This window comes from Aestuariibius insulae, from assembly GCF_040783535.2.
GTDB lineage: Bacteria > Pseudomonadota > Alphaproteobacteria > Rhodobacterales > Rhodobacteraceae > Aestuariibius > Aestuariibius insulae.
Genome location: NZ_JBFONW020000005.1, coordinates 26,004 through 51,153 on the forward strand (window position 1 = coordinate 26,004; position 25,150 = coordinate 51,153).

Here is a 25,150-nt window from a genome sequence, read left to right on the forward strand (position 1 = left end):
GTGTTGGCAAGTTGTTCAGCAAAAACGCATGCAAATCTTGGCTGATCCGAACGATCAAGACGGGATTTAATCATTAGTTATCAATGTCTTGGATGATTATTTTGCGGGGAGAAAATGGCGCGCTGGGGAGGATTCGAACCCCCGACCCCCTGATTCGTAGTCAGGTACTCTATCCAACTGAGCTACCAGCGCGCAGAGTGTGGCGGGGATAGCTTCCGACCTCGGGCAATGCAAGGCCCAAACGCCTATCCGGCGGCCAAGAGGGACATGGCGTCTCCTTTGGGGAGACAGATCTTGAAGGATGTTCCCTCGTCCCCTGTTCTGGAAAGCTCGAGAGTTCCGCCGTGACCGCGAATGAGTTCTGCTGCGATTGCTAGACCAAGGCCTGAGCCGCCCTTGCGCGCGCCACCCTGAAACGGCTGGAAGAGATATTCCTGCGCTTTTGGGGGCAGGCCGGGGCCGGTATCGGTGATCTCGATCCACCATGCCGTGTCGTCTTCCCAAGCGGAGACGCAGATGCGACCGGGATCGCCGGTGGCCATGATGGCCTGACGCGCATTGCGGACCAGGTTCGAGACGACGCGAAACAGCTGCTCTCCGTCGGCGCGAACGACCAAGCCTGCCGGGACCTCGTCAGCGATTTCAAGAGGATAATCGCCAGCGGCCAGCCTCTCGCTGTCGATGACGTCTTCTACTATGCGGTTGATAGCGAGCCGGTCGAGCGTCGGCGGGGGCTCCTCGGCCCGGCCGAAGGCGAGCGTGCTTTCGCACAAGGAGACGGCCCGCGTGATGGAGTTGACAAGCTTGGGTGCCATCCGGGTGACCAGCGGATCCTCGGACGTCTCGATCCGGTCCGTGAAGAGCTGAGCGGAGGTCAGGATGTTCCGCAGGTCATGGCTGATTTTAGCGACCGCACCACCGAGTTGGGCCAGACGCTCTTTCTGGCGCAGGGCGGTGGTCAGTTGCGATTGCAGGGATTGCAGGGCTTCTTCGGCCTCTCTGAGTTCCGTGACGCTAGCCTTCGGTTCGATAATGCGACGATTGTCCTCGGGCGCGTCAGCGTAGCGCTGCATGGCGCGGACAACGCCCTTGATCGGTGTAACGATGAACCGGCGTGCGGCGAGAAAGAGCAATGTCGCGGTGACGATGGAGATCAGGGCCGACAGGAACAGGATCCGGATCCCATAGGCGATCATCTCGTCGCGTAGATCCATCGTCGGCATGGCAACCTCGATGAGGAGACCGCCTTCGCGAACCGGCTCGCCGATGACACGGACGACCCGCTCTTCGGTATCGATGAGGCGCTCGATGGCATGGCGGATCAGTTCCCAGGCGGTCGGATCACGCAGATCGAAGGTGGCATGGATCGGCGCCGGGATCTGCGACGACAGGATTAGCTGGCTGATCTCGTCCCGGCGCAGGACGACGTTGTAGACGCCGGCATTTGTCAAAAGCTCTTTCTCGAGCTCGCGGTCGATCATGTCATCGGCCAGTAGCGCCAATGAGGCGATCTGTGCGCGTTCAAGTCGCAATCGCAGATAGTCTTCCCTGAAGCGCGCGACGGATGGCACGAAGATCAGCACCTCCGCCAACATGACGAAGACGGTCGTCAGAACCAGAAAACGGCCGGAAAGTGATTTGATCATGTTCGCCTTCCCTGCCTTTGATCCTTCAGGGCAAAAACCTTTGAACCGTGCCGACGACCCATTTCACCAGATCGCTTTCGAAGATCTTCGGGCCAAGATACGCCCCTGCCGCCCTTTTGTTGACCTCCATCAAGGTCGGATAGGGCAGCACGGTATTAGATAAGGCCGTCATTTTGAGCTTGTTGGCAATCGCCATCGCCCACATGCCGATCAATTCGCCCGCCTGCGCGCCAACGATGGAGGCGCCGACCGGACGGCCGGAGACGACCATCACCTTCACGAGACCCGTCGTCTTGCCTTCGGCGATGGCGCGATCATTTTCGTCGTAGGGGAACCGAACTACGCTCAGTTTGGACCCGAATTTCTTTTGCGCTTCGGCCTCGGTCAGCCCGACCTGGGCCAGTTCGGGATCGGTGTAGGTGGCCCACGGGATGTGATCCTGTCTGGCCTTCGAAGGCAGGCCGAAGAGCATCGACTTGATGACGACCCCGGCATGGTAGCCCGCGACATGAGTGAACTGATAACCCCCCGCCGCATCTCCGATGGCATAGACGCTGCGGTTTGAGACGGAGCGCAGATCGTCGCCGGTGGTGACGCCGCCGCGCTTGAACCGGACACCGCCTATTTCGAGGTCGAGCTTGTCGAGATTGACCTTGCGCCCCACCGCCATCAGAAGATGCGAGCCCGTCAAATCCCCTTTGGGCGTACTTACGGTGATCTCGCCGTCCTTGCCCGAGATCTTTTCGGCTTGAGCCTCTTCGATGATCTCGACGCCTTCGGCCCGGAGTTTGTCGAGAACGATCGCGGCCAGCTCCGGATCGTCCTTTCCCATGGCTCTTTGTCCTTCGATGACCGTGACCTTCGATCCGAGCCGGATATGGGCCTGCGCCATTTCCATACCGATCGGGCCGCCGCCGATGATGAGAAGATGCTCGGGTTTGGTACGAAGGTCGAAGATCGTTTCATTCGTGTGAACTTCGACCTCGTCGATCCCCGGGATCGGCGGCACGAGAGGAGAGGATCCGGTTGCGATGACGATCCGGCGGGCCTCGATGATCGTCTCTCCTGCCTGCACCTCAGTCTTCGAGATGAACCGGCCGTATTCGCGGATGACCTTGACTCCCAGACCCTCGAACCGCTCCTGGCTGTCGACGGGGGCGATGGTTTCGATCACTTTATGGACGTGCTCCTTCGCTTGAGCGTAGTCCACGGACGGATCGACCTGCTCGACGCCGAAGCCGCCGCCAGAGCGCATCGCGTGAGCCTTCTTGCCGGCCGCGATCAGCGCCTTGGAGGGAACGCATCCGTAGTTGAGGCAATCGCCGCCCATCTTGTGACCTTCGAGCAGGACTACATTTGCGCCCATCTGGACCGCCCCGGCCGCCACCGAAAGGCCGCCGGATCCTGCGCCGATGATGAGGATGTCAGTTTTGATGCGATCGGCTGTGCGGGCTGGTTCTGCGGTCTGTGTCATGACTCAGATCCCTTTCTTGCCGCGCACGGCCTTGAGGACGATTGGAAGGGCGGCCAGGCAGCACAGGCCGAGGATCGGGAAGAGGATGTGGGGCTCGAAGATGATGCCAAGATTGGGCGTCTCTCCGCGGGCGAAGACTTCGCCCAAGCCCGCCCCGACGGAGGTATAGACGACCGCGCCGGGAATGATGCCCAGAAATGTAGTGACCGCGAACCGAACAAGCGGGACCCCGACGAGGGCGGGAACCAGATTGGCGACGAAGAAGGGCACCGCGGGCACCAGACGGATCAGAAAGAGCGCCTCCCACTGACTGTCGTCAATCGCCGCTTTAATCTTCTTCACCGCGCCATCGGACGCATCCATTTTGGCAGCGAGCCGCTCTCCAAGGCCCCACCGTGCGGCGAGAAAGATGACGATGGCTCCTATCGTTGCCGCCGTGACGTTGAAGAGCGCCCCGGGAAACGTTGCAAAGAGAAACCCACCCGTCAGTGTCGCGATCGTGGCGCCGGGCAGAGAGAATCCGACGATGACGATATAGACTGCCATGAACACGAGGACCGTCGCGATATAGTTGCTATCGCGGAACGCGATCAGGGTTTCCCGATTGTCCGCGAGGGTCTGAAAGGTGAAGTAGTCTCTGAGGAAAAAGAAACCCAGGACGGCGGCAAGCCCGATCACGATTAGGGGCAAACGGCGCAGCATGGCGTTGGGCGGGGACGTCTCGTCTCGTGTCATATCCTTGGCTCTCCAATCAGGTCCCGTTGGGCGGGGCTGGGCTACAGATGACGAGAGTTCACCGCGACGGATAGAGGGCTCACAGCCGGTTGATGGCCTTCTCACGCTGCGGTGAGGAGTTTGAGCGAAACCGGCTGCGCATGTTTCAGGATCGATGCCAGAGTCGGCGGACCTGTAACAATGTGACGCCCCGTCCGCGCTCCTTGTTGCAGGTTTTCCAAGGCGCTTGGGCGATTGACACGCGCAAGAGAGGCAATTAATGCACGGGCTTCGATATATGACAGGTCTTGATCCATAACGCGGATCGACCTCTGAACCGGAGAGACGCGATGAAACGCACCTTTCAGCCTTCCAATCTCGTGCGCAAGCGGCGCCACGGATTTCGTTCGCGTATGGCAACGAAAGCCGGGCGCAAGATTCTGAACGCCCGTCGCGCACGCGGCCGGAAGTCGCTCAGCGCGTGATCCGGTCTGGCTGCCATGCTGACAGCCGAACCCGATAAACCAACCGATGCCGCGGGGTTTCCCTCCGCGGCTTTGACGTTTATGCCGACCGTTTTGAAGGAGCGGTCGGATTTTCTGCGTCTGGCGCGGGCGAGGAGGGTCGTGACGGACGGATTCGTTCTTCAGGGACGCCGCCGTGAGGACGGACCCGGGATCCGGGTGGGATATACCTGCTCCAAGAAGGTCGGGAACGCAGTGGCCCGCAATCGGGCAAAGCGGCGCCTGCGGGAGATCGCCAGACAGGGGCTCGCGCAAGATGGGCAAGGCGGTTGGGACTATGTGCTGATCGGACGACACAAGATGACAGCCACGCTGCCCTTCGATGTCTTGAAAGAGGATTTCGGACGCGCCCTTCGCAAGCTCCATGGAAAATGACGCCGCTTGCTCATATCATCGCGCTACCCATCCGCGCCTACCGGCTTGTTTTGTCCCCGTGGGTGGGTCACGGCTGCCGGTTTCAGCCCACCTGCTCTGTCTACGCTCTTGAAGCGCTCCAGCGGCATGGCGGCCTCAAAGGCGGCTGGCTGACGCTTCGCCGGTTGAGCCGGTGTCACCCCTGGGGTGGCTCGGGTATCGACAATGTCCCCGGCAGCGATAGCGCTTCTCCTGGCAGAACGAAGGCCCAGTCGACATCCGACAGGTCCGCATAGCGATCACGAGTCCGGCGGCGGTATCCGAAGCCACCGAAAAGCCGAACCGCCGCGAAAATCGCATACCGGCGAAGGAGGCCTACCCGGGCCGCCTTCATCCCGGCCAGCATGACGAGATCGGCGAACAGGCGATCCCGGTCCCGGGCGACAGGGTGGGGCTGATCCTGCCAGGCAATATAGAGATAGTCGTGAACGATTGCGGCCTCGAGCCACGGCCCAACCCGGCCGACGGTCCAGCGCGCGATCACCGGAACGGAGGTCAAGTCGGTGATCAGACCAGGTGGAACGATGAGCTTCCGGACGTGCCGATCCACCTCAATCAGGACCCCAAACGGGGCGCCCGTGATGAAATCGGCATCTTCCCCGGTTCGAAGGCGCACCGCATCCTTCAGACGGACGAGCACGAGGGGATCGCGATAGGAAAACCCTCCAAGCCTGGACCAATGATCGGGATAGGGATCGTGCCTACGGCGCGGATGATCGAATTGATCCATCGAGAAACCTTTCCTGTCTGCGGTCCAAAGGATATGGAGCCTGCGATGCTCGACGACATTGACGATATTCATCCCCTTTTTGAGGGCGCTCCTGCAACGACGGAGTTTCGCAAGCTGCGCAAGCGTCTTGTCCGGCAGACTCGTGAAGCAGTTGACCAGTATGGCATGGTTGAACCGGGCACACGCTGGCTTGTCTGTTTGTCAGGGGGCAAAGACAGCTACACGTTGCTTGCCATCCTGCACGAGCTGCAATGGCGCGGCCTGCTTCCGGTCGAGCTTTTGGCCTGCAATCTCGATCAGGGTCAGCCCGGCTTTCCGGCGACAGTCCTGCCCGACTTCCTTGAACGGATGGGCGTGCGTCATCGGATCGAATACCAAGACACCTATTCTATCGTCATGGACAAGGTTCCGCAGGGGCGAACCTATTGCGCCCTTTGCTCGCGGTTAAGGCGTGGCAATCTTTATCGGATCGCGCGCGAGGAGGGATGTTCGGCGGTCGTTCTGGGTCACCATCGCGACGACATTCTCGAGACCTTTTTCATGAATTTGTTTCACAGCGGACGGACTGCGACAATGCCTCCGAAGCTGCTGAACGAAGACGGAGATCTTTTTGTCTACCGGCCTCTCGCGCATGTCGCAGAGATCGACTGTGACCGCTTCTCCAAAGCAATGAACTATCCCATCATTCCCTGTGACCTATGTGGAAGTCAGGACGGTCTTCAGCGCCAGCAAATAAAAGCGATGTTGGACCAGTGGGAGCGAAACAGCCCCGGTCGGCGGCAGGTCATTTTCAAGTCGCTCACGAATGTGCGCCGGTCCCATATGCTCGACCCGTCACTGTTCGATTTTGCCGGACTGGTAAGGGAAAACGCAGGATCGGATACAGACAAGTGACCTGGCAAGGCCCCTTTGATATGGGTTTGCCGCCTTGCTGCATGATGCTTCACTGCTTATCTGAGACTGGAATCGACTTGACGTCAGCGACGGCCCCCTGTTCAACCGGCCAAATCTCATTTTTCCCGACATCACGCACGGCAGCTCCTTATGGATGATCAGAACAAGAACATTATTCTGGCCTCAGTTCTGAGCTTTCTTGTTCTTATGGTCTGGTTCGTGCTCTTCCCGCCAGAGCCGCCGGTTCAATCCGACACCCCGCCGGCCACGGAGCTGGCGCAACCGGCTGATCCGTCACGAACGCCAGAGGTTGCACAGCCACCATCACTCGATGGGACAACTTCGACAACGGCTACGCCAGAACAGAGCGTGTCCGATATCGAGGCCCAGATCGGGCGGGCAGACCGGATCGAAATCGACACGCCAAGCCTCGCTGGATCAATCTCTCTGATCGGTGGGCGCATCGATCAACTTGCGCTCAAGGGTTACAACGAAACGCTGGAGGACGATTCCGGTATCGTCCAGCTTCTGTCACCGTTGGGCACGGACGCCCCCTATTACGCGCTCTATGGCTGGATCGGCGGATCTGGTGTGGACGCAGAGGCCGTTCCGGGGGCGTCGACCGAGTGGGACATTGAAAGCGGGGGCACACTACGTCCAGGAGAGCCTGTCGTTCTGCGCTGGGACAATGGTGCTGGACTGACTTTCCGCCGTGAAATTCGCGTAGATGACGAGTACCTTTTCGACATCACACAGTCCGTTGAGAATACCGGCAGTCAAGCCGCCGACATGGCAGCCTATGGGTTGGTGGCGCGTCACGGAGAGCCTGAGGATCTGACGGGTTTCTTCATCCTGCATGAAGGCGTCATTCGGCTGAGCGACGAGGGAACCGATCAGATCAGCTATTCCGATCTGACCGAGCTTGATGCATCCGATCAGCAGCGTCGGGGCGAGACAGGTGGCTGGATCGGTTTTACGGACAAATACTGGATGACAACGCTGGTGCCGCCGACCGGCACTCCATTCCGGTCCGTTGCACGTTACAGTAGCGGGCAGGACATCTACCAGACCGAGATCATTCTTCCGGTTCAAACCGTCGCCCCCGGCGAAGTCGTATCGCAGGCGAGCAAGCTGTTTGCCGGTGCGAAGGAATGGGAGGCGATCCGGACCTACGAGAACGAGCGGGATATCCCGCGCTTCATCGACTCGATTGACTGGGGTTGGTTCTTCTTTCTTACGAAGCCGATCTTCGCGCTGCTCCACTTCCTCAATATTTATATTGGGAATATGGGATGGTCGATCATTGTCCTGACCTTGATCATCAAGGCAGTTCTTCTGCCGCTTGCGTACAAATCCTACGTCTCGATGGCGAAGATGAAAGAGCTTCAGCCTGAAATGGAAAAGCTGAAGGAACGGGCGGGCGATGATCGTCAGCAGCTTCAGCAAGGCATGATGAAGCTTTACAAGGACAACAAGGTCAATCCGGCTGCAGGCTGCCTGCCGATCCTGCTTCAGATCCCGATCTTCTTCTCGCTCTACAAAGTGATTTTCGTCACGATCGAACTCCGCCACGCGCCTTGGTTCGGATGGATCCGGGATCTTTCAGCGCCCGATCCTTCTTCGATCCTGAACCTCTTTGGCCTGCTGCCATGGGGAACGCCCGAGGTTGGTTCGATCTTCTTCCTCTTCTCGCTGGGGATCCTCCCGATCCTTCTGGGGATTTCCATGTGGCTTCAGCAGAAGCTGAACCCGGCCCCAACAGACCCGACACAGCGGATGATCTTTGCATGGATGCCTTGGGTTTTCATGTTCATGCTCGGCAGCTTTGCCAGCGGACTGGTTGTTTATTGGATTGCGAACAACATGATCACCTTCTCGCAGCAGTATCTCATCATGCGCAGTCAGGGGATCAAGCCGGATGTCTTCGGAAATATCCTTGGTGGCGGGAAGAAGACAGCAGAGGCCAAAAACAAGTGATGCGGGCCGGACGGATCTGAACCTATGGCGGATCTACCCTTCCCACTGGCCGGGAATCCCGAGCCGGAGATCCAGGAGGCCGGTCGCAAGCTTTTTGCCGGATCGACGGAGTTTCTGAAGGGCGTTGTTGCCATGTCGGGTCTGCCGCCTGCGGATCGGATTGAGATTTGCCTCGCCGGGCGCTCTAATGTCGGCAAATCGACGTTGATCAATGCGTTGACAGGCCAGAAGGCCTTGGCACGTGCGTCGAATACGCCGGGCCGTACACAGGAGATCAACTTCTTCACTTTGGCAGAAAGCCACTATCTGGTGGACCTGCCCGGCTACGGGTTTGCGAATGCTCCGCTGCCAGTGGTCCAGAAGTGGCAGGCCCTGCTTAAATCCTATCTGACCGGACGGCAAAACCTGCGCCGGGCCTTTGTGTTGATCGATGCCCGGCACGGTGTGAAGTCGGTAGACGAAGAGATCATGTCCCTGCTCGGATCAGCTGCGGTTACGTTTCAATGCGTCTTGACCAAGGCGGACAAAGTGAAGGCCTCGGACAAAGAGCGTGCGCTGGATCTGACACGAAAGGCCTTGCAGAAGTATCCCGCCGCGTTCCCAGAGATTGTGATGACGTCATCCGAGACGGGTGATGGGATCGCGACACTGCGTGCGATCATCGCAGGCCTTGAATGAACCTCCCTTCACAGACTGGATCGAACCGGATATCTCGCCCGGACGATGCGACAGAATGAAGCCCCGTGACATGAGCCGCGACTGGATCGCCACCGCCCGGACCCTAAGCGAGGCGCTTCCGTTTCTACAGCGGTATGACGGGGCTATCGTCGTTATCAAGCTGGGCGGGCATGCGATGGGCAGTCGCGAGGCGCTGGACGGCTTTGCCCGCGATATCGTCCTGATGCAGCAGGTCGGTGTGAACCCGGTCATCGTCCATGGCGGCGGGCCGATGATCAACAGCATGCTGGACAAGCTGGAAATTCCATCTCGGTTCATTGATGGCAAGCGTATCACGGATGCCGCCACGGTCGAAGTTGTCGAGATGGTCCTATCCGGTCAGGTAAACAAGGCGATCACACAGGCAATCAACGGACAAGGTGGGCGGGCCGCGGGACTATCGGGTAAAGATGCAAGCCTAATGATTTGCGAACCCGCAACGCCGGAGCTTGGCTTTGTCGGCAACCCGGTCGAGATCGACACGAGTCTGCTTCATACCCTGTTCAAGAGCGACACGATCCCCGTGATCGCTCCGATCGGGGCGGGGCGCGCAGGAGAGACCTTCAACATCAATGGCGACACGGCTGCCGGTGCGATTGCCGGGGCGTTGAAGGCGGACCGGCTGCTGCTCCTGACGGATGTCGCGGGCGTGAAGGATGCAAGCGGTGATGTCCTGACCGAATTGAGCGTTGAGCAGATCGGTCAGCTAGTGAACGATGGCGTTATTGCGGGCGGCATGATCCCCAAGACCGAAACGGCGCTACAAGCGATTGAAAGCGGCGTGAGGGCCGCTGTCATCCTCGATGGGCGAGCGCCGAATGCATGTTTGCTTGAGCTCTTCACGGAGCACGGCGCCGGATCCATCATTCGATCGGCGCCTCAGTGACATGAAGCTAATCCTCACCAGACATGCCAAATCCGATTGGTCAGGAGCCATGACCGGCGACGAAGCGAGGCCTCTTTCCGGCAGAGGCCGCAAGTCAGCAGCAGCCTTGGGTAAGTGGATGGCCGAACACATTGGCCGCATCGACCGGGCGCTGGTCTCAAGCTCCACGAGAACGCGGCAGACTTGGGATCTGATTGCCGAACATGCCAGCGATGCCCCCGACCCGATCTATTTCGACGCTCTTTATTGCGCCTCAGAGCAGACCATTCTGAATACGCTCAGAGAGCATGGTCAGGGAACAACGATCCTCATCGCGCACAACCCCGGGATCGCACATTTCTCAGAAGCTCTCGCGGCAACGCCGCCGGATCATCATGATTTCTTGCGATATCCGACTGGCGCAACGACCGTTTACGAAATCGAAGATTGGCCAACCTTGGCGGAGGGATCCGCCAAGGTACTGGACTTCGTGCTGCCCCGAGACTTGCTCAGTGACCGAGGATCTGGCTGAGGAACAGCTTTGTCCGTTCGTTCTGAGGATTGCTGAAGAACGCCTCTGGCTCATTCTGCTCGACGATTTGTCCGTCATCCATGAAGATCACACGGTTCGCGACCTGGCGAGCAAAACCCATCTCGTGGGTGACGCAGAGCATCGTCATCCCCTCTTCAGCAAGCTCGATCATCGTATCGAGAACTTCCTTGATCATCTCGGGATCGAGCGCTGAAGTCGGCTCATCAAAGAGCATGATCCGAGGCCGCATGCAGAGGGATCGGGCGATGGCGACACGCTGCTGCTGGCCGCCCGAAAGCTGGCCAGGATACTTGTCGGCCTGCTCGGGGATCTTCACCTTCCGCAGGAAGTGCATCGCCGTTTCCTCGGCTTCTTTCTTTGGCGTCTTGCGCACCCAGATCGGCGCAAGGGTGCAGTTCTCCAAGATCGTCAGATGCGGGAAGAGGTTAAAATGCTGAAAGCACATTCCGACCTCGGACCGGATCTTGTCGATGTTTTTGAGGTCTGATGACAGTACCGTTCCATCGACCTCGATCCGACCTTGCTGATGCTCTTCAAGAGCATTGATGCATCGAATGAGTGTCGATTTCCCGGATCCGGATGGACCGCAAATCACAATCCGTTCCCCGCGATGAACAGTAAGATCGATATCGCGTAGAACGTGGAAGCTACCGTACCACTTATTCATATTATCGATAGATATCGCGACCTCGTCGGAGACTTTCATCTGCGAGGTGTCGAGGTGCATGTCTTCGGTCATGGTCATGTGTGAAGACTCCTTATCGGTGATCCGTGGCCAGCTTGCGCTCGAGCCATTGTGAATATTGCGAAATGCCGTAGCAGATGACGAAGAAGAGCAGAGCGGCAAAGCTCCAGAGTTCCCAGTAGACGCCGTTCCAGTCGGTCGACGCCAGGATCGGTCCGCGAATAAGGCCGACGAGATCGTACATCGAGATAATCGCAACGAGGGTCGTATCCTTGAAAAGGCCGACGGCCACATTCACGATACCGGGGATCGAGATCTTCAGCGCCTGCGGCAGAATAATAAGCCGCATCGACTGCGCGTAATCAAGGCCAAGGCTATCTGCCGCCTCATACTGGCCGCGCGGCAGGGCCGCCAAACCGCCCCGGATCACCTCGGCAATATAGGCTGAGGCAAACATCGTGATCATGATGATGACCCGCAGAACCAGATCGAGATTGCTTTCGGGCGGGAAGAAATAGGCCAGGATCACGCTGGCCACGAAGAGCAGTGTAATAAGCGGCACGCCCCGGACAAACTCGATGAAGATCACGCAAAGAACCTTGACAATCGGGAGGTTCGATTGTCGCCCCAGCGCAAGTACGATCCCAATGGGCAGGGACAGTGAAACGCAGACTGTTCCCAAGATCATATTCAACATGAAGCCGCCCAGATCACGTGACGGCACGGCTCTAAGCGCGAGAAAGTCGGATCCTATCTCAAGGAGAAGACCGCCAGCCCACCACGTCACTGCGGCGGCAACAATGGCAGCCACCACCGCACCAACAAAGCTGCGAGCCGACATCATCGAATAGGCGACGCCGCCTACAATGAAGCCCAAGAGAGCGACAATCGGGATCAGAACGGAGCCGCCCCAGATCAGCCAAAACGCCAGAAACGGATAGAGCGCAGTTCCGATCAACAGCTTCCGTGGCAGGTTGCTAAAGAGAACCGGCAGAATCGCTACGAAAAGCAAGATGAAGGCCAAAGCGGGACGCCAGTACTCATCGCTTGGATATCTGAACCCGAAAAGAAGCTGATTCCAGCGTTCGCGAATGACGGCAAAACACGCGCCGGTCGCTCCATCGAGGATTTCGCGACACTCTGCGAGACTGTCCGATTGCCAGATGCTGTTCGCGAGCCAAGGACCAAGGCCGACGACCATATAGTAAACCGCGATAAGGCCGAGAATGGTCAGGATCGAGTTTGAGATGCTCGAGAACAGGTTCTCACGCAGCCACTTGATCACTCCGGCTTCCGACGCGGGTGGAGGCGATGGCGGGATTTCGGTGTCGCGGACGAAGGCGACGGTTTGTGCATGCGTATCGCTCATCTCAACGCTCCTTAAGCCGGACGGAGTTGTTGTAGAGGTTCATCAACACCGAGATGCTTAAGCTGATGGTCAGATAAAAGAGCATAAGCAGAAGCACACATTCGATGGCACGGCCCGTCTGATTAAGGGTGATGCCCCCAAGGGTCGCCGTGATATCGGCATAGCCGACTGCGATTGCGAGCGACGAGTTCTTTGTGATGTTCAGGTACTGCGAGATGAGCGGCGGAATAATGACCCGAAGCGCCTGCGGCAGGATCACAAGATTCATGATCCGGCCAGGACGCAGCCCTAAGGCGGCAGCGGCTTCGGTCTGGCCTTTGGAAATCGCGAGGATCCCGGCACGGACGTTTTCCGCGATGAAAGCGCCTGTGTAGATAGAAAGGGCAAGCCAGAGAGCGAGCAAGGGCCGTCCGAGCAGAACACCGTCTTGAATGTTGAAGTTGTTCGATTCGACATCTGGTCGCAGGATCGTCAAAGCACCGGGAAGCAACACAAGCGCAAGGATGACCGGGCCGAAAAGGATAGCCCAAGCCGGCCATGAGGGTAAAAGACTACCCTCCTGAAAGAGCTTCTTTTTAACATAGGAGCGCCAGGCGAAAAAGCCGACGATCCCCGCAATGAAAGCCAGGATCACGACGACCCACCCGGCTCCAAGACCGATTGAGGGGATGTATAGACCGCGGTTTGTGAAGGCGAACATGCCCAGGAACATCGAGCTTTCTGGCTCGACCGATCCGCCTCTTGTCAGAAAGACCCGTGGGGAGGATCCAAAACTGGTCACAACCGTGTTGATGATGATGATCCAAATAAGGATCGGAACATTGCGAAAGGCTTCGACATAAATCGCCATGAGTTTGGCGACGAGCCAGTTGTTCGACAGACGGAGGATACCGGCAAAGACACCGAGAATCGTGGCAAGAACGCAAGCCATGGCTGCGACGAGAAGCGTATTCAGCGCGCCAACGACAGATGCTCGCAGATGGGAGCTCTGACTGTTGTAGTCGATCAGACTCTGACTGATATCGTATCCGGCGGGCTGTTCAAGAAAACCAAAGGTCAGGACCACGCCCTGCTCCGCCAAGTTGGCGAAGAGGTTTGACACGAGGTATCCGATCGCCAGAACAACGAACAGGATGACGATGAACTGGATTGTGTAGCCACGATACCGCATATCGTAGAGCAGCATGGAAAGTCGGAAGGATTGCGTGGGGGCGTCGGACATAGCCGTCATGGACGTGTTCCCTGGCTCTTCGAATCCGCGAGAGGCAAGACAGCCTCGATCCCGGTTCGAATGTTATCTTTAAAGTACATGTGAAAAGGGCGCGGAATGGTCCGCGCCCTCTTCAACGGTTCTTAGCGGAACGGTGGCGAATAGAGGAGGCCACCATCGGTCCACTGCGCGTTCAGACCACGGGACAAACCAATCGGGGTGTTCTCTCCGATGTTCTTTTCGAAGATCTCACCATAGTTACCACCTGCGGTGATCGCCTGCTGAGCCCAGTTCGGGTCCAGACCAAGCATCGCACCCAGCTCGCCCTCGGTTCCCAGAAGACGTTTGATTTCGGGATTGTTCGAAGACTCGCCGATTTCGCCCACATTCGCAGAGGTGACACCGAGCTCTTCAGCCGAAATCAGTGCGTTGAGGGTCCAGCGAACGATATCGCCCCACTCGTTGTCGCCATGACGGACCAGCGGTCCGAGCGGCTCTTTCGAGATAATTTCGGGCAGAAGCACGTGATCATCCGGGTTTTCGAAAGTTGCACGCGTCGCGGCCAGACCGGAGGCATCCGTCGTGTAGACGTCGCAAGCACCGGCCAGATACTGCTGCTGAGCTTCGGCGTTGGTTTCGATCGGAACAGGCTCGTAGCTGATATTGTTGGCGCGGAAGTAATCCGCAAGATTCAGCTCTGTTGTGGTTCCGGTCTGGATGCAGACGGTCGCGCCGTCGAGATCCTTGGCCGACGACACGCCAAGCTCTGTCGGGACCATGAAGCCCTGACCGTCATAATAGTTGATGCCGGTGAATTCGAGCTTGAGATCGTTGTCGCGGCTAAAAGTCCAGGTCGTGTTCCGTGCGAGCATGTCAACTTCGCCCGAAGACAACGCAGTAAACCGCGTCTTGGGTGTAGTCGGAACGAATTCGACGGCTGTGGGATCCCCCAAAACAGCTGCGGCGACGGCACGGCAAAGATCGACGTCAAAGCCCTCCCATTCACCGCTCGTGTTCGGAGCCGCAAAACCAACGAGGCCGGTGGATACACCACAGTTGAGCGTTCCCCGGCTTTTGACGTCATCGAGCGTTGCAGCAGATGCAACGCCGGCCGCCATACCAGCTACGGTTAATACGCCGAGAAATACGGATTTGTTCATGTTTACCTCTTCCTGAGTGTCCGCCCTGACTTTAAGCGGTTTTGGCCGCTCTGCGAGAGAACGGCATCGAGTGACGTGAAGGTGTCCCCTTCAATACTGACAGCTTGGGCGGATTTCCGCGAGGAGGTCAAGGGCCGAAGCGGACATGTTCCCTAGGAAACGTCTGTCTTTTTGGGCGCCCAAGCATCGGGCAACGCTTACTCAACTCGCGTTTTTTTGCGCCAGTTGGAAAAAAGCAAAAGCATGATGAAACGCTTCTTCCTTGATGGTCAACGCTTCTGCAGCTTCCTCGTCTTCGCCCCATTGTTCTATCTGCCATACCTCATCCACACGCGATCGTTTCCAAACATCGACGAGCGGATAGACACGCTCAGCGGCGGCAAGTCCCAGCACGAGCGAGCCGGAAAGGCTCACGAGATCGTGCAAAGCTGTCAGCTCGAATGGAGTCGTCTGAGCTACTGCGTCGGACAGGGCCGCCAAGGTTCGAGAAGACTGTGCAATCGGCAGAACGCCAGTCCCCGTCGCAAGGCGCGCACCATAGCGTTCTGCAGCCCAATCGAGCAGAGGATCCCAAGCCTCCGCCTGTCGCTCGACCAGTGCTGCCGGATCCGGCGCGCGGTAGCAAAGGAGGTCCGTCTCTCCATAATCCGCGACAATCGCTTCGACCTCGGCCTTTTGCCGCGCGACCTTGTCGATCGCGGAATTGGCAGATCGCGTCATTGGCATCGCGCGAGGATCGATCACATCTGTTTGAGCATCCCACTCGGCCGAGACCGCATCCGCCATCGCGCGGGTCGGCAACAAAAGCAGATCCTTGAGAGGTGTCCGGATCGGCTTTCCATCCAGCTCGATCCGATACCCGTGGCGATCCTCGACGACGCAAGCGTCGCTCCAGAATCGCTTCAGAGCCCATTCAGCCATCACCGTCCTCCTCAGGCCAGATCGTCTTCGAAAGGATCTGCCGGGACAGTGGCGGTATCCCAGCCAAAGAAGTCCCATGTCCGGTGCATATGATCCGGTAGCGGGCAGACCAAGGACAGACGGGCGCCCGTGAATGGGTGGGTCAACACGAGGGAGCGCGCGTGAAGGTGGAGCTTTCGGCTAATCTGATCGCCAAGCTGGGCGCCCCATCCGTCGCCCATGTTCTCCTGACCCGATCCGCCGTATTTGCCGTCCCCGATGATAGGGTGACCGAGTTCGGCCATATGAGCGCGAAGTTGATGGGTGCGACCGGTGATGGGGACCAGCGCACACCACGACACGCGCCCGCCTAGACCGGAAAGCACGGCATAATCGGAGGTGGCTCGTTTCGCACCAGCGGTTTCGTCGATATCACGAGGGTGGATGCAGCGCATCTTCTCGCCTTCTCCACCCGAGCCATGCCCGCCCGCTTTGACGAGACCATATCGGATGGTCCCCATTGCAGGATGCGGAACCCCTGCGACGGCGGCCCAGTAGATCTTGCGGGTCTCGCGGTCGCGAAAGGCTTCTGACAGGGCCGTCGCGCTTTCCCGGCTTCGGGCCATGACAAAGACACCAGATGTATCTTTATCGAGCCGATGAACGAGGCGCGGCTTTTCGTCCGCATCAAAGCGAAGCGCTTCGGCCAGACCGTCGAGATGTCGGCTTTGACCGCTGCCGCCCTGACTAGCGATCCCCGGAGGTTTGTTGAGGGCGATAAGATGATCGTCCTTATAGATGACGAGGCTTCTCATCATCTCGGCGTCCGCATCGCTCACCCGGGTCACGCGATTTGAGGAGACTTCGGAGGCGTTCGGCACCGGCGGAATGCGAACCTGCTGGCCCACTTCGACGCGAGTGTTTGATTTGACGCGCGCGCCATCGAGCCGCAGCTCGCCCTTGCGGCACATCTTTTCGATCCGGCCCTGACTCAGGTGCGGAAACCGCCGCCGGAGCCAGCGGTCAATCCGCTGATCTCCTTCACCAGAGGCGACATCGACGATCTGCACACCGCTCATGAGAAGAGTCCCCGTGCCATGACGAGCCCCAAAAAGAGGCCTGCAATGGACAGCCCGACGGAGAGGCCGACATAAAGCGCCGCCTGCCCGATCGCGCCACGTTCGTAGAGTGTCACCGCCTCAAGCGAGAATGCAGAAAATGTCGTGAAGCCGCCAAGCAGACCTGTTTGGACGAAGGGGCTGATCCCCATCAATCCGCGACTGGCTGCGAGACCTATGAAAAGACCCATCAGGACGGATCCGAAGATATTCACGGTCAGGACCGCGAGGGGAAAACCGCCGGGGCTGATCCCCATGGCAATCGACACGCCATACCGAAGCACGGAGCCGATTGCGCCGCCGATCGCGACCTGAAGAAAGGCAGAACCCATGGCTCTGGGCAATATCCGCCCGGGCGGAGGTGTCAACTGCGTCGCTCGGTTCTCAATCTGGCAAAGTAGTCGAGACGTTTCTTCAACTCGCGTTCGAAGCCGCGCTTGACCGGGCTATAATAGGCCTCGCGGTCCATCGCGTCGGGAAAGTAGTTCTGACCCGAAAACCCGTCTTCCGCGTCATGGTCATAAGTATAACCCGCACCGTATCCTTGCTCTTTCATCATCGAGGTCGGCGCGTTGAGGATGTGCTTTGGCGGAGGTTCAGAGCCGGTCTTTTTCGCAGCTTTCATTGCGGCCTTGTACGCCACGTAACCCGCGTTGGATTTTGGAGCGAGCGCCAAGTAAACGACGGCTTGCGCGAGCGCCAGCTCTCCTTCGGGCGAGCCAAGCCTCTCATAGGTTTCCCAGGCATCGAGTGTCATGCGATGCGCCTGCGGATCGGCAAGACCGATATCCTCGACCGCCATTCGGGTGATGCGCCGGGCGAGGTAGCGCGGATCCTCTCCGCCGGTAAGCATCCGCGCCGTCCAGTAGAGAGCGGCGTCGGGATCACTTCCCCGAACGCATTTGTGCAGAGCGGACATTAGATTGTAGTGCTCGTCGCCGCTTTTGTCGTATTTGGCGGCACGCTGTGACAGGCGACGGCTGAGGACATCGGCTCCGATCCTTTCGGTCAGTTTCCAGGAGAGGATCTGCTCGATGAGGTTCAGCAGCGCCCTTCCATCCCCGTCCGAAAGTTCGATAAGCAGCGCCCGCCCGCCTTCATCGAGTGGCAGATGGCTCTCGATTTCGGCTTCCGCGCGTTTGATCAATCCTTCGAGACTATCGCGCGACAGACGCTCCAGCAAAATGACCTGCGCACGGCTAAGAAGCGCCGCGTTGAGCTCGAAGGAGGGGTTTTCGGTCGTGGCCCCGATCAGCAGGATCGTCCCATCTTCGATGTAAGGAAGAAAGCCGTCCTGCTGCGCCTTATTGAACCGGTGGATCTCGTCAACGAAAAGCAACGTTCCCTGCCCTTGCCGCTGTCTTAGGCGGGCTGCCTCGAACACTTTCTTCAGCTCAGCGACACCGCTGAAAATCGCGCTGATCTGCACAAAATGCAGGTCCGTTTCGTCCGCGAGCAGCCGCGCGATCGTCGTCTTCCCGACGCCAGGCGGGCCCCAGAAGATCACCGAGGACAGGGCATCCGATGCAAGCATCGCACCCAACGGACCATCTGGCGACAAGACTTTATCTTGCCCAACGACATCCTCGAGCCGCGCCGGCCTCAGCCGGTCGGCCAGCGGCCGTGTCCTTGAGGCAGGTCGCTCTGCGTTGGGGGTATCGAAGAGATCTGGCATCGGACCGACCCTAGGCCGGTCCGACGGGAGTTTCAAAGACGTCCGTCAGTTCAACTGCGCGGCAAAATCGATCCAGACGGCCTGATAATCGATTCCGCCCATGTTCATCGTCCGGCCAGCATCGGACATTTGCAGATTGCAGCGAGCCGACCACCTGTTCCAGTTCGAGGGAAGCAGAGCGATCATTCGGCGGATCCCCTCTGCGCGGCTTGTGCGCTGCATCTCGAGCACGAGGTTGAGATGTACCCTGCGGCGAAGGTGGGCGGGGATATCATGCGCCACAAAACCGCGCGTGGCCTCCCACACCTCCTCGCCCACGGGAGCGGGATCGTAGAGCAGATCTGTAGGGATGGAGTCGAGCAAGCCGTTCTGGGCATCGCGGATCATGTAGCTGTAGATACCACATCGCGCCGTTGTCGGGGTCAGACGCAAGCCGGCAAGGACCTCCCCCAACTCGTTGTGAACGGCGATCCAGCGGCTTTGCGGCGTGTCGTATTGGTCGAACTCCATGCCCATGGCTTCGGGCAGGTTCCACTTGTTCTGCACGATGAAGGACTGTCGTCTCGCGCGCAGGATATTTGCCAGCAGCTCTCCATGGTTGTGCATGTTGGCGAAAGAAAGGGTCGTTGTTTGCATAGCTTTTTGCTCCAGCAGGACGGTGGTTAACGGTTCACCCCGCCGGAACAGCCATGTGGATCACCTACAGCAATCGGTAATCCTTTGCCCTCTGGATCGCTTCTGCGGTCGTTCGGGCAAGAAGACCTTGCCTTGCCGATGAAAGACGCGCCTTCAACGCGCTCTCGGAGATATTCAGTTTCGCTGCGGCAGCTGCGTGACGATCCCCGTTGGCGATGCACCGCAGGGCTTCGAGTTGGGCATCCGTGAGCGTTGTCGGTGGTTCGGTAATCTTATGAAGCTGTTGAATCAGCTCGGAGAATTCGGCTATTTCATCATCACTGAACTCTCGGTCATCACGGGCCGCAGATGCAATCGTACGTGACTTCATCTCGCCGCAGGATACTGCGAAACCATAGATCATGCCGAAGTCCTTCGCCTGCTCAAGGATGTCGAAGGGATCTGGTATCTTTATTTCGCTCCATCTCGCGGCACCGACCTGACTGAATCCCCAGGCGATGATCGGATCGCGAAGCGCATAAGCCTCCTCTGTATAACGGTCCGTCCAGCCCTGCGGATACGTCTGATGGTGCAAGAGCGGCAGCGCGAACCTGATGTGCAGCGCAAAGAAAAAACCGCCTGGTGCAAGCGCAGACAGACGGTGTGTTTGACGTTCTATTCCAGACCTAAGGGACATGTCTTTTTAGACAAGTTGCTTAACGGCCGGTCAACCATAAATTGTGAGGAGATCAAGCGAAAACAAGGGTATAGCTGTGAAGAATATCGACGCAGATCTTCATCATCACATGCAAGATATGGATTTGAGAGATCGGGATCTTCTGATCGACTTTATCAAAGTGCAATCGAGCGATGCAAAGGCTGTCCTGCGCATTCTTCGACGCCGAACGGCTCGTATCAATACGCGCGCATCACACGGGTGCCAAAACTAGAAGAGCCTCACCGATCGGCGAGGCTCTTTGATATATAATTCAACGACTTATGCGTCGATTGCAGCTTCTTCTTCTGCGAGGCGAGCCTTGTCTGAGGCACCTTTCGCATCGACGTCACGGTCGACAAATTCGATGATCGCCATAGGCGCCATATCCCCATACCGGAAACCAGCCTTCAGAACGCGGACGTAGCCCCCTTGGCGTTCGGCATAGCGCGGGCCAAGGACGTCAAAGAGTTTGGCGACGTGGTGGTCCTGCTTAAGCCGGGCAGCGGCTTGACGGCGAGCGTGGATATCGCCGCGTTTTCCGAGGGTTACAAGTTTGTCGATGATCCGCTTCAGCTCTTTTGCCTTAGGCAGCGTGGTCTTGATTTGCTCGTGTTCGATGAGCGATCCGGCCATGTTGGCAAAGAGCGCCTTGCGGTGCTCGTGGGTGCGGTTGAGGCGGCGATAGCCGCGGGCGTGGCGCATTTGAGGTCTCCTAAGTGCTTTATTCTTTGTCTGGCGCGGGATGCGTGTCCCACACTCTCCTTGGGGCGGAATTGCCCATTTTCTTCGTGCGGTATCCGGTCGGTATACCGTCGGTATCCGGTCGGTGGAAATTCGCATCCCTCAAGGATTACGTGAAATTCCGCCGACCTTTCTCAGGATCCCGCCTCACTCCATAAGCTGTCGCTTCGGCACCTGTGAGGCGGGATCGATCCTGGATTAGAACTGATCTTCGAACTTCTTAGCCAGATCCTCGATATTGTCCGGCGGCCAGTCCTCGACATCCATGCCGAGGTGCAAACCCATTCCGGAGAGAACCTCCTTGATCTCGTTAAGCGACTTGCGGCCGAAATTCGGCGTGCGCAGCATCTCGGCCTCGGTCTTTTGGATGAGGTCGCCGATATAGACGATGTTGTCGTTCTTGAGGCAGTTCGCAGAGCGGACGGACAGCTCGAGTTCGTCGACCTTCTTGAGAAGGAGCGGGTTGAACTCAAGGCCGTCATCATCGGACTGGGCCGAGGCGCTTTCGGGCTCGTCGAAGTTCACGAAGATCGACAACTGATCCTGGATGATCCGCGCGGCAAAGGCCACGGCATCGTCAGGTGTGATCGAACCGTCGGTTTCGATCTTCATCGTCAACTTGTCGTAGTCGAGAACCTGACCTTCGCGGGTCGGCTGAACGTCGTAGCTGACCTTTTTGACCGGCGAATAGATCGCATCGATGGCGATCATGCCGATCGGCGCATCCTCGGGTTTGTTCTTGTCGGCGGCGACGTAGCCTTTGCCGGTGTTGACCGTCAGTTCCATGAACAGGTCCGCGCCATCGTCGAGGTGACAGATGACATGCTCCTTGTTCAGGATCTCGATCCCGGCGGATTCGGAGATGTCACCTGCGGTGACGACGCCCGGACCCTTGGCCTGAACCGACAAGCGCTTGGGGCCTTCGGTCTCCATCTTAATGTCGACGCCCTTGAGGTTGAGGACGACATCGGTCACGTCTTCACGCACGCCAGAGATCGACGAGAACTCGTGCAGCACGTTGTCGATCTGAACCGACGTGATGGCTGCGCCCTGGAGCGATGACATCAGAACGCGGCGCAGCGCGTTGCCGAGCGTCAGACCGAAGCCGCGCTCGAGCGGTTCTGCCGTGACTGTTGCGCGGCGCGCCGGGTCGCTGCCCGGTTTGACGTCGAGTTGCGTGGGCTTGATCAGCTCTGCCCAGTTTTTATGGATCATGCGTCCCTCCATTCCCGTCCGCCGCTCATGTCCAAAACGGAAGACTCCCGAGGTTTCTAAAAACGAAAGCGAAAGGCCGCGCAGTTGGCGCGGACCTTCCTGGATCTTCAAATGCGAGTCAGACGCGCCGACGCTTGGGCGGGCGGCAGCCGTTATGGGCAATCGGTGTTACATCGCGGATCGACGTGATGTTGAAACCGACGGCCGCCAGAGCACGAAGCGCGCTCTCACGACCGGAACCGGGGCCTTGCACTTCGACCTCGAGTGTCTTGACGCCGTGTTCCTGCGCCTTTTTACCGGCATCTTCGGCAGCCATCTGGGCAGCATAGGGCGTCGACTTGCGGGATCCCTTGAAGCCCATCGTGCCGGCCGAGGACCAGGCGATGGCGTTGCCCTGAACGTCGGAGATCAGGATCTTGGTGTTGTTGAACGAAGAATTCACATGAGCAACGCCTGCGGCGATGTTCTTGGAGACCTTCTTTTTTCCGCGGGTGCGGGTATCGCGTGCCATTTGTCCGGTCTCCCCTTACTTCTTCTTGCCTGCGATGGCCTTTGCGGGGCCTTTGCGGGTGCGGGCATTGGTGTGGGTGCGCTGACCGCGCACGGGGAGATTGCGGCGATGGCGCAGGCCGCGATAGCAGCCCAGATCCATCAAGCGCTTGATGTTCATCTGCACCTCGCGGCGCAGATCACCTTCAACGGTAAAGTTCGCGTCGATATGCTCGCGGATCTGCAGGATCTCGGCATCGGAAAGCTCATTGACCCGGCGGGAACGGTCGATGCCGACAGCTTCGCAGATCTGCTCGGCCGAGGTGTTGCCGATACCGGTGATATAGGTGAGCGCGATGGGAACTCGTTTGGCGGTCGGAATGTTGACGCCAGCAATACGTGCCACGTGTGGTGTCCTTCTCTCGTTGCGGGTCCGTAGTTCCAGACCCTTTTTTCACAACGGTAAACCGGAAGGCTCATCGTGCCTTCGGGTCACTGTCATCTCAGTTGGGTTGCGCGGGGTGATCGGCCTCTCGCGCGGGCGATTCCCTTTCGGGATGGCACCACCTATGGGGTTCTTGACAAATCGTCAAGAGGTCGTTCCGGGCAGGATCTTCTAGAAGATCCTGGAGTGGCAAAATCTTCTAGAAGATTTTGGTTTAACACGATTTTCTAGAAAATCGTGCGCCCTTCAGGAAAGGACGCGCGAGATGGCGCCCGAGACATCGTCCATCGCCTGCAGACCATCGACGCTTTCGAGCATGTCTTTCGCATAATAATAACCGATCAGCGGAGACGTCTGCTTATAGTAAGCCAGAAGGCGTGTCTTTAGCGCCTCCTCTGTGTCATCCGCGCGGCGCTTGAACTCGGTCCCGTTGCAATTCGTGCAGTGGCCATCCGCGGGGATTGGCTTGGTCACGTCGTGATAGACCTCGCCGCAATCGGCGCAGGTCGCGCGGCCTATGATGCGGGTGACAAGCGCCTCATCGTCCACCTGCATCTCGATCACGTGGTCGAGGCTCTCGTTCAACTCGGTCAAAAGCTGACCTAGCGCGTCAGCCTGCGCCAGCGTTCTGGGAAAGCCGTCGAAGATATAGCCGCCTTCGGCTTCGCCAGCCTCCAGCTTCTCGCGGATCAGGCCAATCACGATCTCATCGGTGACAAGATCCCCGCGATCCATGACCTCGGCCACTTTCTGTCCCATCTCGGTGCCGGAGGTCCGCGCCTCGCGCAGCATGTCCCCGGTGGAGAGCTGGATCATCTTGCGCTCGTCGACCAGCTTACGGGCCTGAGTGCCTTTGCCCGCACCCGGTGGGCCCAGAAGTATAATATTCATCGACGCGCCGGACCCTTGGACTTGCGAGGTTTACCGGTGCTGCGTTTGCCACGCAGCTGGGATTTCTCAATGAGACCTTCGTATTGGTGGGCGAGCAGGTGCGACTGGATTTGCTGGATCGTGTCCATGCCGACGCTCACGATAATAAGGATGGACGTTCCCCCGACATAGACCGGGATGGACAGCTGGGTGCGCAGGATCTCGGGCAGAAGGCAAACCGCGGCAAGATAGCCGGAGCCAAGGACCAGAAGGCGAGTGACAACGTAGTCGAGGTATTCCGCCGTCCGCTTGCCGGGCCGGATGCCGGGCACAAAACCGTTCTGGTTCTTAAGGTTGTCGGCGACCTCGTCGACCTTGAAGGCGACTTCCTTGGTGTAAAAGAACGTGAAGAAGACGATCATTGCCGTGAAGAAGACCAGATAGGCGGGTTGGCCGGGGCCGAAATAGGCGAGGATCGTCGACATGACCCGGCCGGTATCACTGCCCGAGAAGGTCGAGATCGTCGTGGGCAGTAGAAGCAGCGCGGAGGCGAAGATCGCAGGGATCACGCCCGCCGGGTTCACCTTGATCGGCAGGTGCGAGGAGCCGCCGTCATAGACCTTCATGCCGACCTGACGGCGCGGGTATTGCAGATGGATCTTTCGCAGGGCTCGTTCCATGAACACGACGAAACCCAATAACAAGATCACCATGATGATCACGCCGATGACAAGGGCCCAGTTGCCGCTGGATTCGGCCTGGCGGAAGAATTGAGCAAGCGCGGCGGGCACCTCGGCGATGATGCCAACGAAGATGATGAGCGAGATGCCGTTACCGATCCCGCGGGCGGTGATCTGCTCGCCAATCCACATCAGGAACATCGTGCCGCCCACAAGCGTGATAACGGTCGAGGCGCGGAAGAAGAGGCCCGGATCGGAGGCGAGATTACCAGCCTCGAGGCTGACGGCCAGACCGAAGGCCTGGAATGTCGCCAGGATCACCGTGCCGTAGCGGGTATACTGGTTGATCTTCTGGCGGCCCTGCTGGCCTTCTTTTTTGAGCTGCTTGAGCGGCTCGTACATCGCGGAGAGAAGCTGCACGATGATCGAGGCGGAGATGTAAGGCATGATGCCGAGGGCAAAGATGCCCATCCGGCCAAGCGCGCCTCCCGTAAACATCGACAGGACGCCGCCGATGCCTTGGGACGCCTCCTCCATGAAATTGCGCAAGGCAGAGCCGTCGATCCCGGGGACGGGAATGAAGGTGCCGAGGCGGTAGACGCAGAGAAGAGCCAGTGCGAAGAGGATCCGTTGCCTGAGCTCGGTCGCCTTACCGAAGGCGCTCCAGCTCATATTGGCGGCCATTTGCTCTGCTGCTGATGCCATGAAAGGACTCTCTTCTCAGAAGGACGCCGCCCGGTCAGGCGGCGCCG

28 protein-coding genes and 1 tRNA gene are annotated in these 25,150 nt (G+C 58.5%); 8 read left to right on the top strand and 21 right to left on the bottom strand.

Annotated features, from left to right (window positions below):
• Positions 1-115 precede the first annotated feature (115 nt).
• From AAD018_RS13875 to AAD018_RS13890, 4 genes are all read right to left on the bottom strand, one after another.
• A tRNA-Arg gene (locus tag AAD018_RS13875) sits at positions 116-192 on the bottom strand.
• A gap of 53 nt (positions 193-245) precedes the next feature.
• Complete coding sequence (locus AAD018_RS13880; protein ID WP_367315558.1) at positions 246-1,646, bottom strand: sensor histidine kinase; 1,401 nt, start codon at positions 1,644-1,646, stop codon at positions 246-248.
• Between the two features lie 25 nt (positions 1,647-1,671).
• Positions 1,672-3,120, bottom strand: coding sequence for a dihydrolipoyl dehydrogenase family protein (locus AAD018_RS13885; protein WP_367315557.1), 1,449 nt, complete (start codon positions 3,118-3,120; stop codon positions 1,672-1,674).
• A gap of 3 nt (positions 3,121-3,123) precedes the next feature.
• On the bottom strand, positions 3,124-3,855 hold the full coding sequence (locus AAD018_RS13890; RefSeq protein WP_367315556.1) for a TVP38/TMEM64 family protein: 732 nt from the start codon (positions 3,853-3,855) through the stop codon (positions 3,124-3,126).
• 329 nt (positions 3,856-4,184) lie between these two features.
• On the opposite strand from AAD018_RS13890, the gene rpmH reads away from it, so the two are divergent.
• From rpmH to yidD, 3 genes are read left to right on the top strand one after another with little or no spacing between them, the layout of a single operon-like run.
• On the top strand, positions 4,185-4,319 hold the full coding sequence (rpmH, locus tag AAD018_RS13895; RefSeq protein WP_072775959.1) for a 50S ribosomal protein L34: 135 nt from the start codon (positions 4,185-4,187) through the stop codon (positions 4,317-4,319).
• Positions 4,320-4,334: 15 nt separating this feature from the next.
• Entirely contained in the window at positions 4,335-4,733 is a 399-nt protein-coding gene (gene rnpA, locus AAD018_RS13900) for a ribonuclease P protein component (RefSeq protein WP_412005282.1), read from the top strand.
• A complete protein-coding gene (yidD, locus tag AAD018_RS13905) occupies positions 4,730-5,008 on the top strand; it encodes a membrane protein insertion efficiency factor YidD (RefSeq protein WP_367315555.1) in 279 nt (92 codons plus the stop codon). Before rnpA ends, yidD begins: the two co-directional genes overlap by 4 nt.
• Here the strand turns inward: yidD and AAD018_RS13910 are convergent.
• Positions 4,909-5,502 carry a DUF1353 domain-containing protein gene (locus AAD018_RS13910; protein ID WP_367315554.1) on the bottom strand — a complete coding sequence of 198 codons (594 nt, stop codon included), beginning with the start codon at positions 5,500-5,502 and terminating at the stop codon, positions 4,909-4,911. The genes yidD and AAD018_RS13910 overlap by 100 nt on opposite strands.
• A gap of 45 nt (positions 5,503-5,547) precedes the next feature.
• Here AAD018_RS13910 and ttcA point away from each other — a divergent pair, with 45 nt between their 5' ends.
• The 5 genes from ttcA (at position 5,548) to AAD018_RS13935 (ending at position 10,487) form a co-directional block, all read left to right on the top strand.
• Positions 5,548-6,396 carry a tRNA 2-thiocytidine(32) synthetase TtcA gene (ttcA, locus tag AAD018_RS13915; protein ID WP_367315553.1) on the top strand — a complete coding sequence of 283 codons (849 nt, stop codon included), beginning with the start codon at positions 5,548-5,550 and terminating at the stop codon, positions 6,394-6,396.
• A gap of 150 nt (positions 6,397-6,546) precedes the next feature.
• Positions 6,547-8,373: a membrane protein insertase YidC gene (gene yidC, locus AAD018_RS13920; protein ID WP_367315552.1), complete on the top strand. Its 1,827-nt coding sequence runs from the start codon at positions 6,547-6,549 to the stop codon at positions 8,371-8,373.
• Positions 8,374-8,397: 24 nt separating this feature from the next.
• Entirely contained in the window at positions 8,398-9,051 is a 654-nt protein-coding gene (yihA, locus tag AAD018_RS13925) for a ribosome biogenesis GTP-binding protein YihA/YsxC (protein ID WP_367315551.1), read from the top strand.
• A 55-nt stretch (positions 9,052-9,106) separates the two neighbouring features.
• Complete coding sequence (gene argB / locus AAD018_RS13930) at positions 9,107-9,976, top strand: acetylglutamate kinase (RefSeq protein WP_367315550.1); 870 nt, start codon at positions 9,107-9,109, stop codon at positions 9,974-9,976.
• Position 9,977: 1 nt separating this feature from the next.
• Positions 9,978-10,487 carry a SixA phosphatase family protein gene (locus AAD018_RS13935; protein WP_412005283.1) on the top strand — a complete coding sequence of 170 codons (510 nt, stop codon included), beginning with the start codon at positions 9,978-9,980 and terminating at the stop codon, positions 10,485-10,487.
• Here AAD018_RS13935 and AAD018_RS13940 read toward each other — a convergent pair.
• The 16 genes from AAD018_RS13940 to secY all read right to left on the bottom strand — a co-directional run bounded on the left by AAD018_RS13940 (position 10,465) and on the right by secY (position 25,103).
• Positions 10,465-11,253, bottom strand: a complete 789-nt coding sequence (locus AAD018_RS13940) for an amino acid ABC transporter ATP-binding protein (RefSeq protein WP_367315548.1) — start codon at positions 11,251-11,253, stop codon at positions 10,465-10,467. The genes AAD018_RS13935 and AAD018_RS13940 overlap by 23 nt on opposite strands.
• Before the next feature lie 13 nt (positions 11,254-11,266).
• Positions 11,267-12,562 (bottom strand): amino acid ABC transporter permease, encoded by a 1,296-nt coding sequence (locus AAD018_RS13945; RefSeq protein WP_367315547.1) that lies wholly within the window; start codon positions 12,560-12,562, stop codon positions 11,267-11,269.
• 1 nt (position 12,563) lies between these two features.
• Positions 12,564-13,793: an amino acid ABC transporter permease gene (locus AAD018_RS13950; RefSeq protein ID WP_367315546.1), complete on the bottom strand. Its 1,230-nt coding sequence runs from the start codon at positions 13,791-13,793 to the stop codon at positions 12,564-12,566.
• A 122-nt stretch (positions 13,794-13,915) separates the two neighbouring features.
• Positions 13,916-14,932: an amino acid ABC transporter substrate-binding protein gene (locus tag AAD018_RS13955; RefSeq protein WP_367315545.1), complete on the bottom strand. Its 1,017-nt coding sequence runs from the start codon at positions 14,930-14,932 to the stop codon at positions 13,916-13,918.
• Between the two features lie 201 nt (positions 14,933-15,133).
• Positions 15,134-15,853, bottom strand: a complete 720-nt coding sequence (locus AAD018_RS13960) for an ATP12 family chaperone protein (RefSeq protein ID WP_367315544.1) — start codon at positions 15,851-15,853, stop codon at positions 15,134-15,136.
• Positions 15,854-15,864: 11 nt separating this feature from the next.
• Positions 15,865-16,911, bottom strand: coding sequence for an RluA family pseudouridine synthase (locus AAD018_RS13965; RefSeq protein ID WP_367315543.1), 1,047 nt, complete (start codon positions 16,909-16,911; stop codon positions 15,865-15,867).
• Positions 16,908-17,282, bottom strand: a complete 375-nt coding sequence (locus AAD018_RS13970; protein WP_367315542.1) for a fluoride efflux transporter FluC — start codon at positions 17,280-17,282, stop codon at positions 16,908-16,910. Before AAD018_RS13970 ends, AAD018_RS13965 begins: the two co-directional genes overlap by 4 nt.
• Before the next feature lie 32 nt (positions 17,283-17,314).
• Positions 17,315-18,625 (bottom strand): replication-associated recombination protein A, encoded by a 1,311-nt coding sequence (locus AAD018_RS13975; protein WP_367315541.1) that lies wholly within the window; start codon positions 18,623-18,625, stop codon positions 17,315-17,317.
• A gap of 45 nt (positions 18,626-18,670) precedes the next feature.
• Positions 18,671-19,261: an acyl-homoserine-lactone synthase gene (locus AAD018_RS13980; RefSeq protein WP_367315540.1), complete on the bottom strand. Its 591-nt coding sequence runs from the start codon at positions 19,259-19,261 to the stop codon at positions 18,671-18,673.
• Between the two features lie 64 nt (positions 19,262-19,325).
• Positions 19,326-19,937: an autoinducer binding domain-containing protein gene (locus AAD018_RS13985; RefSeq protein WP_367315539.1), complete on the bottom strand. Its 612-nt coding sequence runs from the start codon at positions 19,935-19,937 to the stop codon at positions 19,326-19,328.
• 300 nt (positions 19,938-20,237) lie between these two features.
• Positions 20,238-20,660 (bottom strand): 50S ribosomal protein L17, encoded by a 423-nt coding sequence (gene rplQ / locus AAD018_RS13990; RefSeq protein WP_367315537.1) that lies wholly within the window; start codon positions 20,658-20,660, stop codon positions 20,238-20,240.
• A 237-nt stretch (positions 20,661-20,897) separates the two neighbouring features.
• On the bottom strand, positions 20,898-21,914 hold the full coding sequence (locus tag AAD018_RS13995) for a DNA-directed RNA polymerase subunit alpha (protein ID WP_367315536.1): 1,017 nt from the start codon (positions 21,912-21,914) through the stop codon (positions 20,898-20,900).
• A 118-nt stretch (positions 21,915-22,032) separates the two neighbouring features.
• Positions 22,033-22,425 carry a 30S ribosomal protein S11 gene (gene rpsK / locus AAD018_RS14000; RefSeq protein ID WP_367315535.1) on the bottom strand — a complete coding sequence of 131 codons (393 nt, stop codon included), beginning with the start codon at positions 22,423-22,425 and terminating at the stop codon, positions 22,033-22,035.
• Between the two features lie 15 nt (positions 22,426-22,440).
• A complete protein-coding gene (gene rpsM, locus AAD018_RS14005) occupies positions 22,441-22,809 on the bottom strand; it encodes a 30S ribosomal protein S13 (RefSeq protein WP_367315534.1) in 369 nt (122 codons plus the stop codon).
• Between the two features lie 285 nt (positions 22,810-23,094).
• On the bottom strand, positions 23,095-23,739 hold the full coding sequence (locus AAD018_RS14010; protein ID WP_367315533.1) for an adenylate kinase: 645 nt from the start codon (positions 23,737-23,739) through the stop codon (positions 23,095-23,097).
• Complete coding sequence (gene secY / locus AAD018_RS14015; protein WP_367315531.1) at positions 23,736-25,103, bottom strand: preprotein translocase subunit SecY; 1,368 nt, start codon at positions 25,101-25,103, stop codon at positions 23,736-23,738. Before secY ends, AAD018_RS14010 begins: the two co-directional genes overlap by 4 nt.
• Positions 25,104-25,150: the final 47 nt, after the last annotated feature.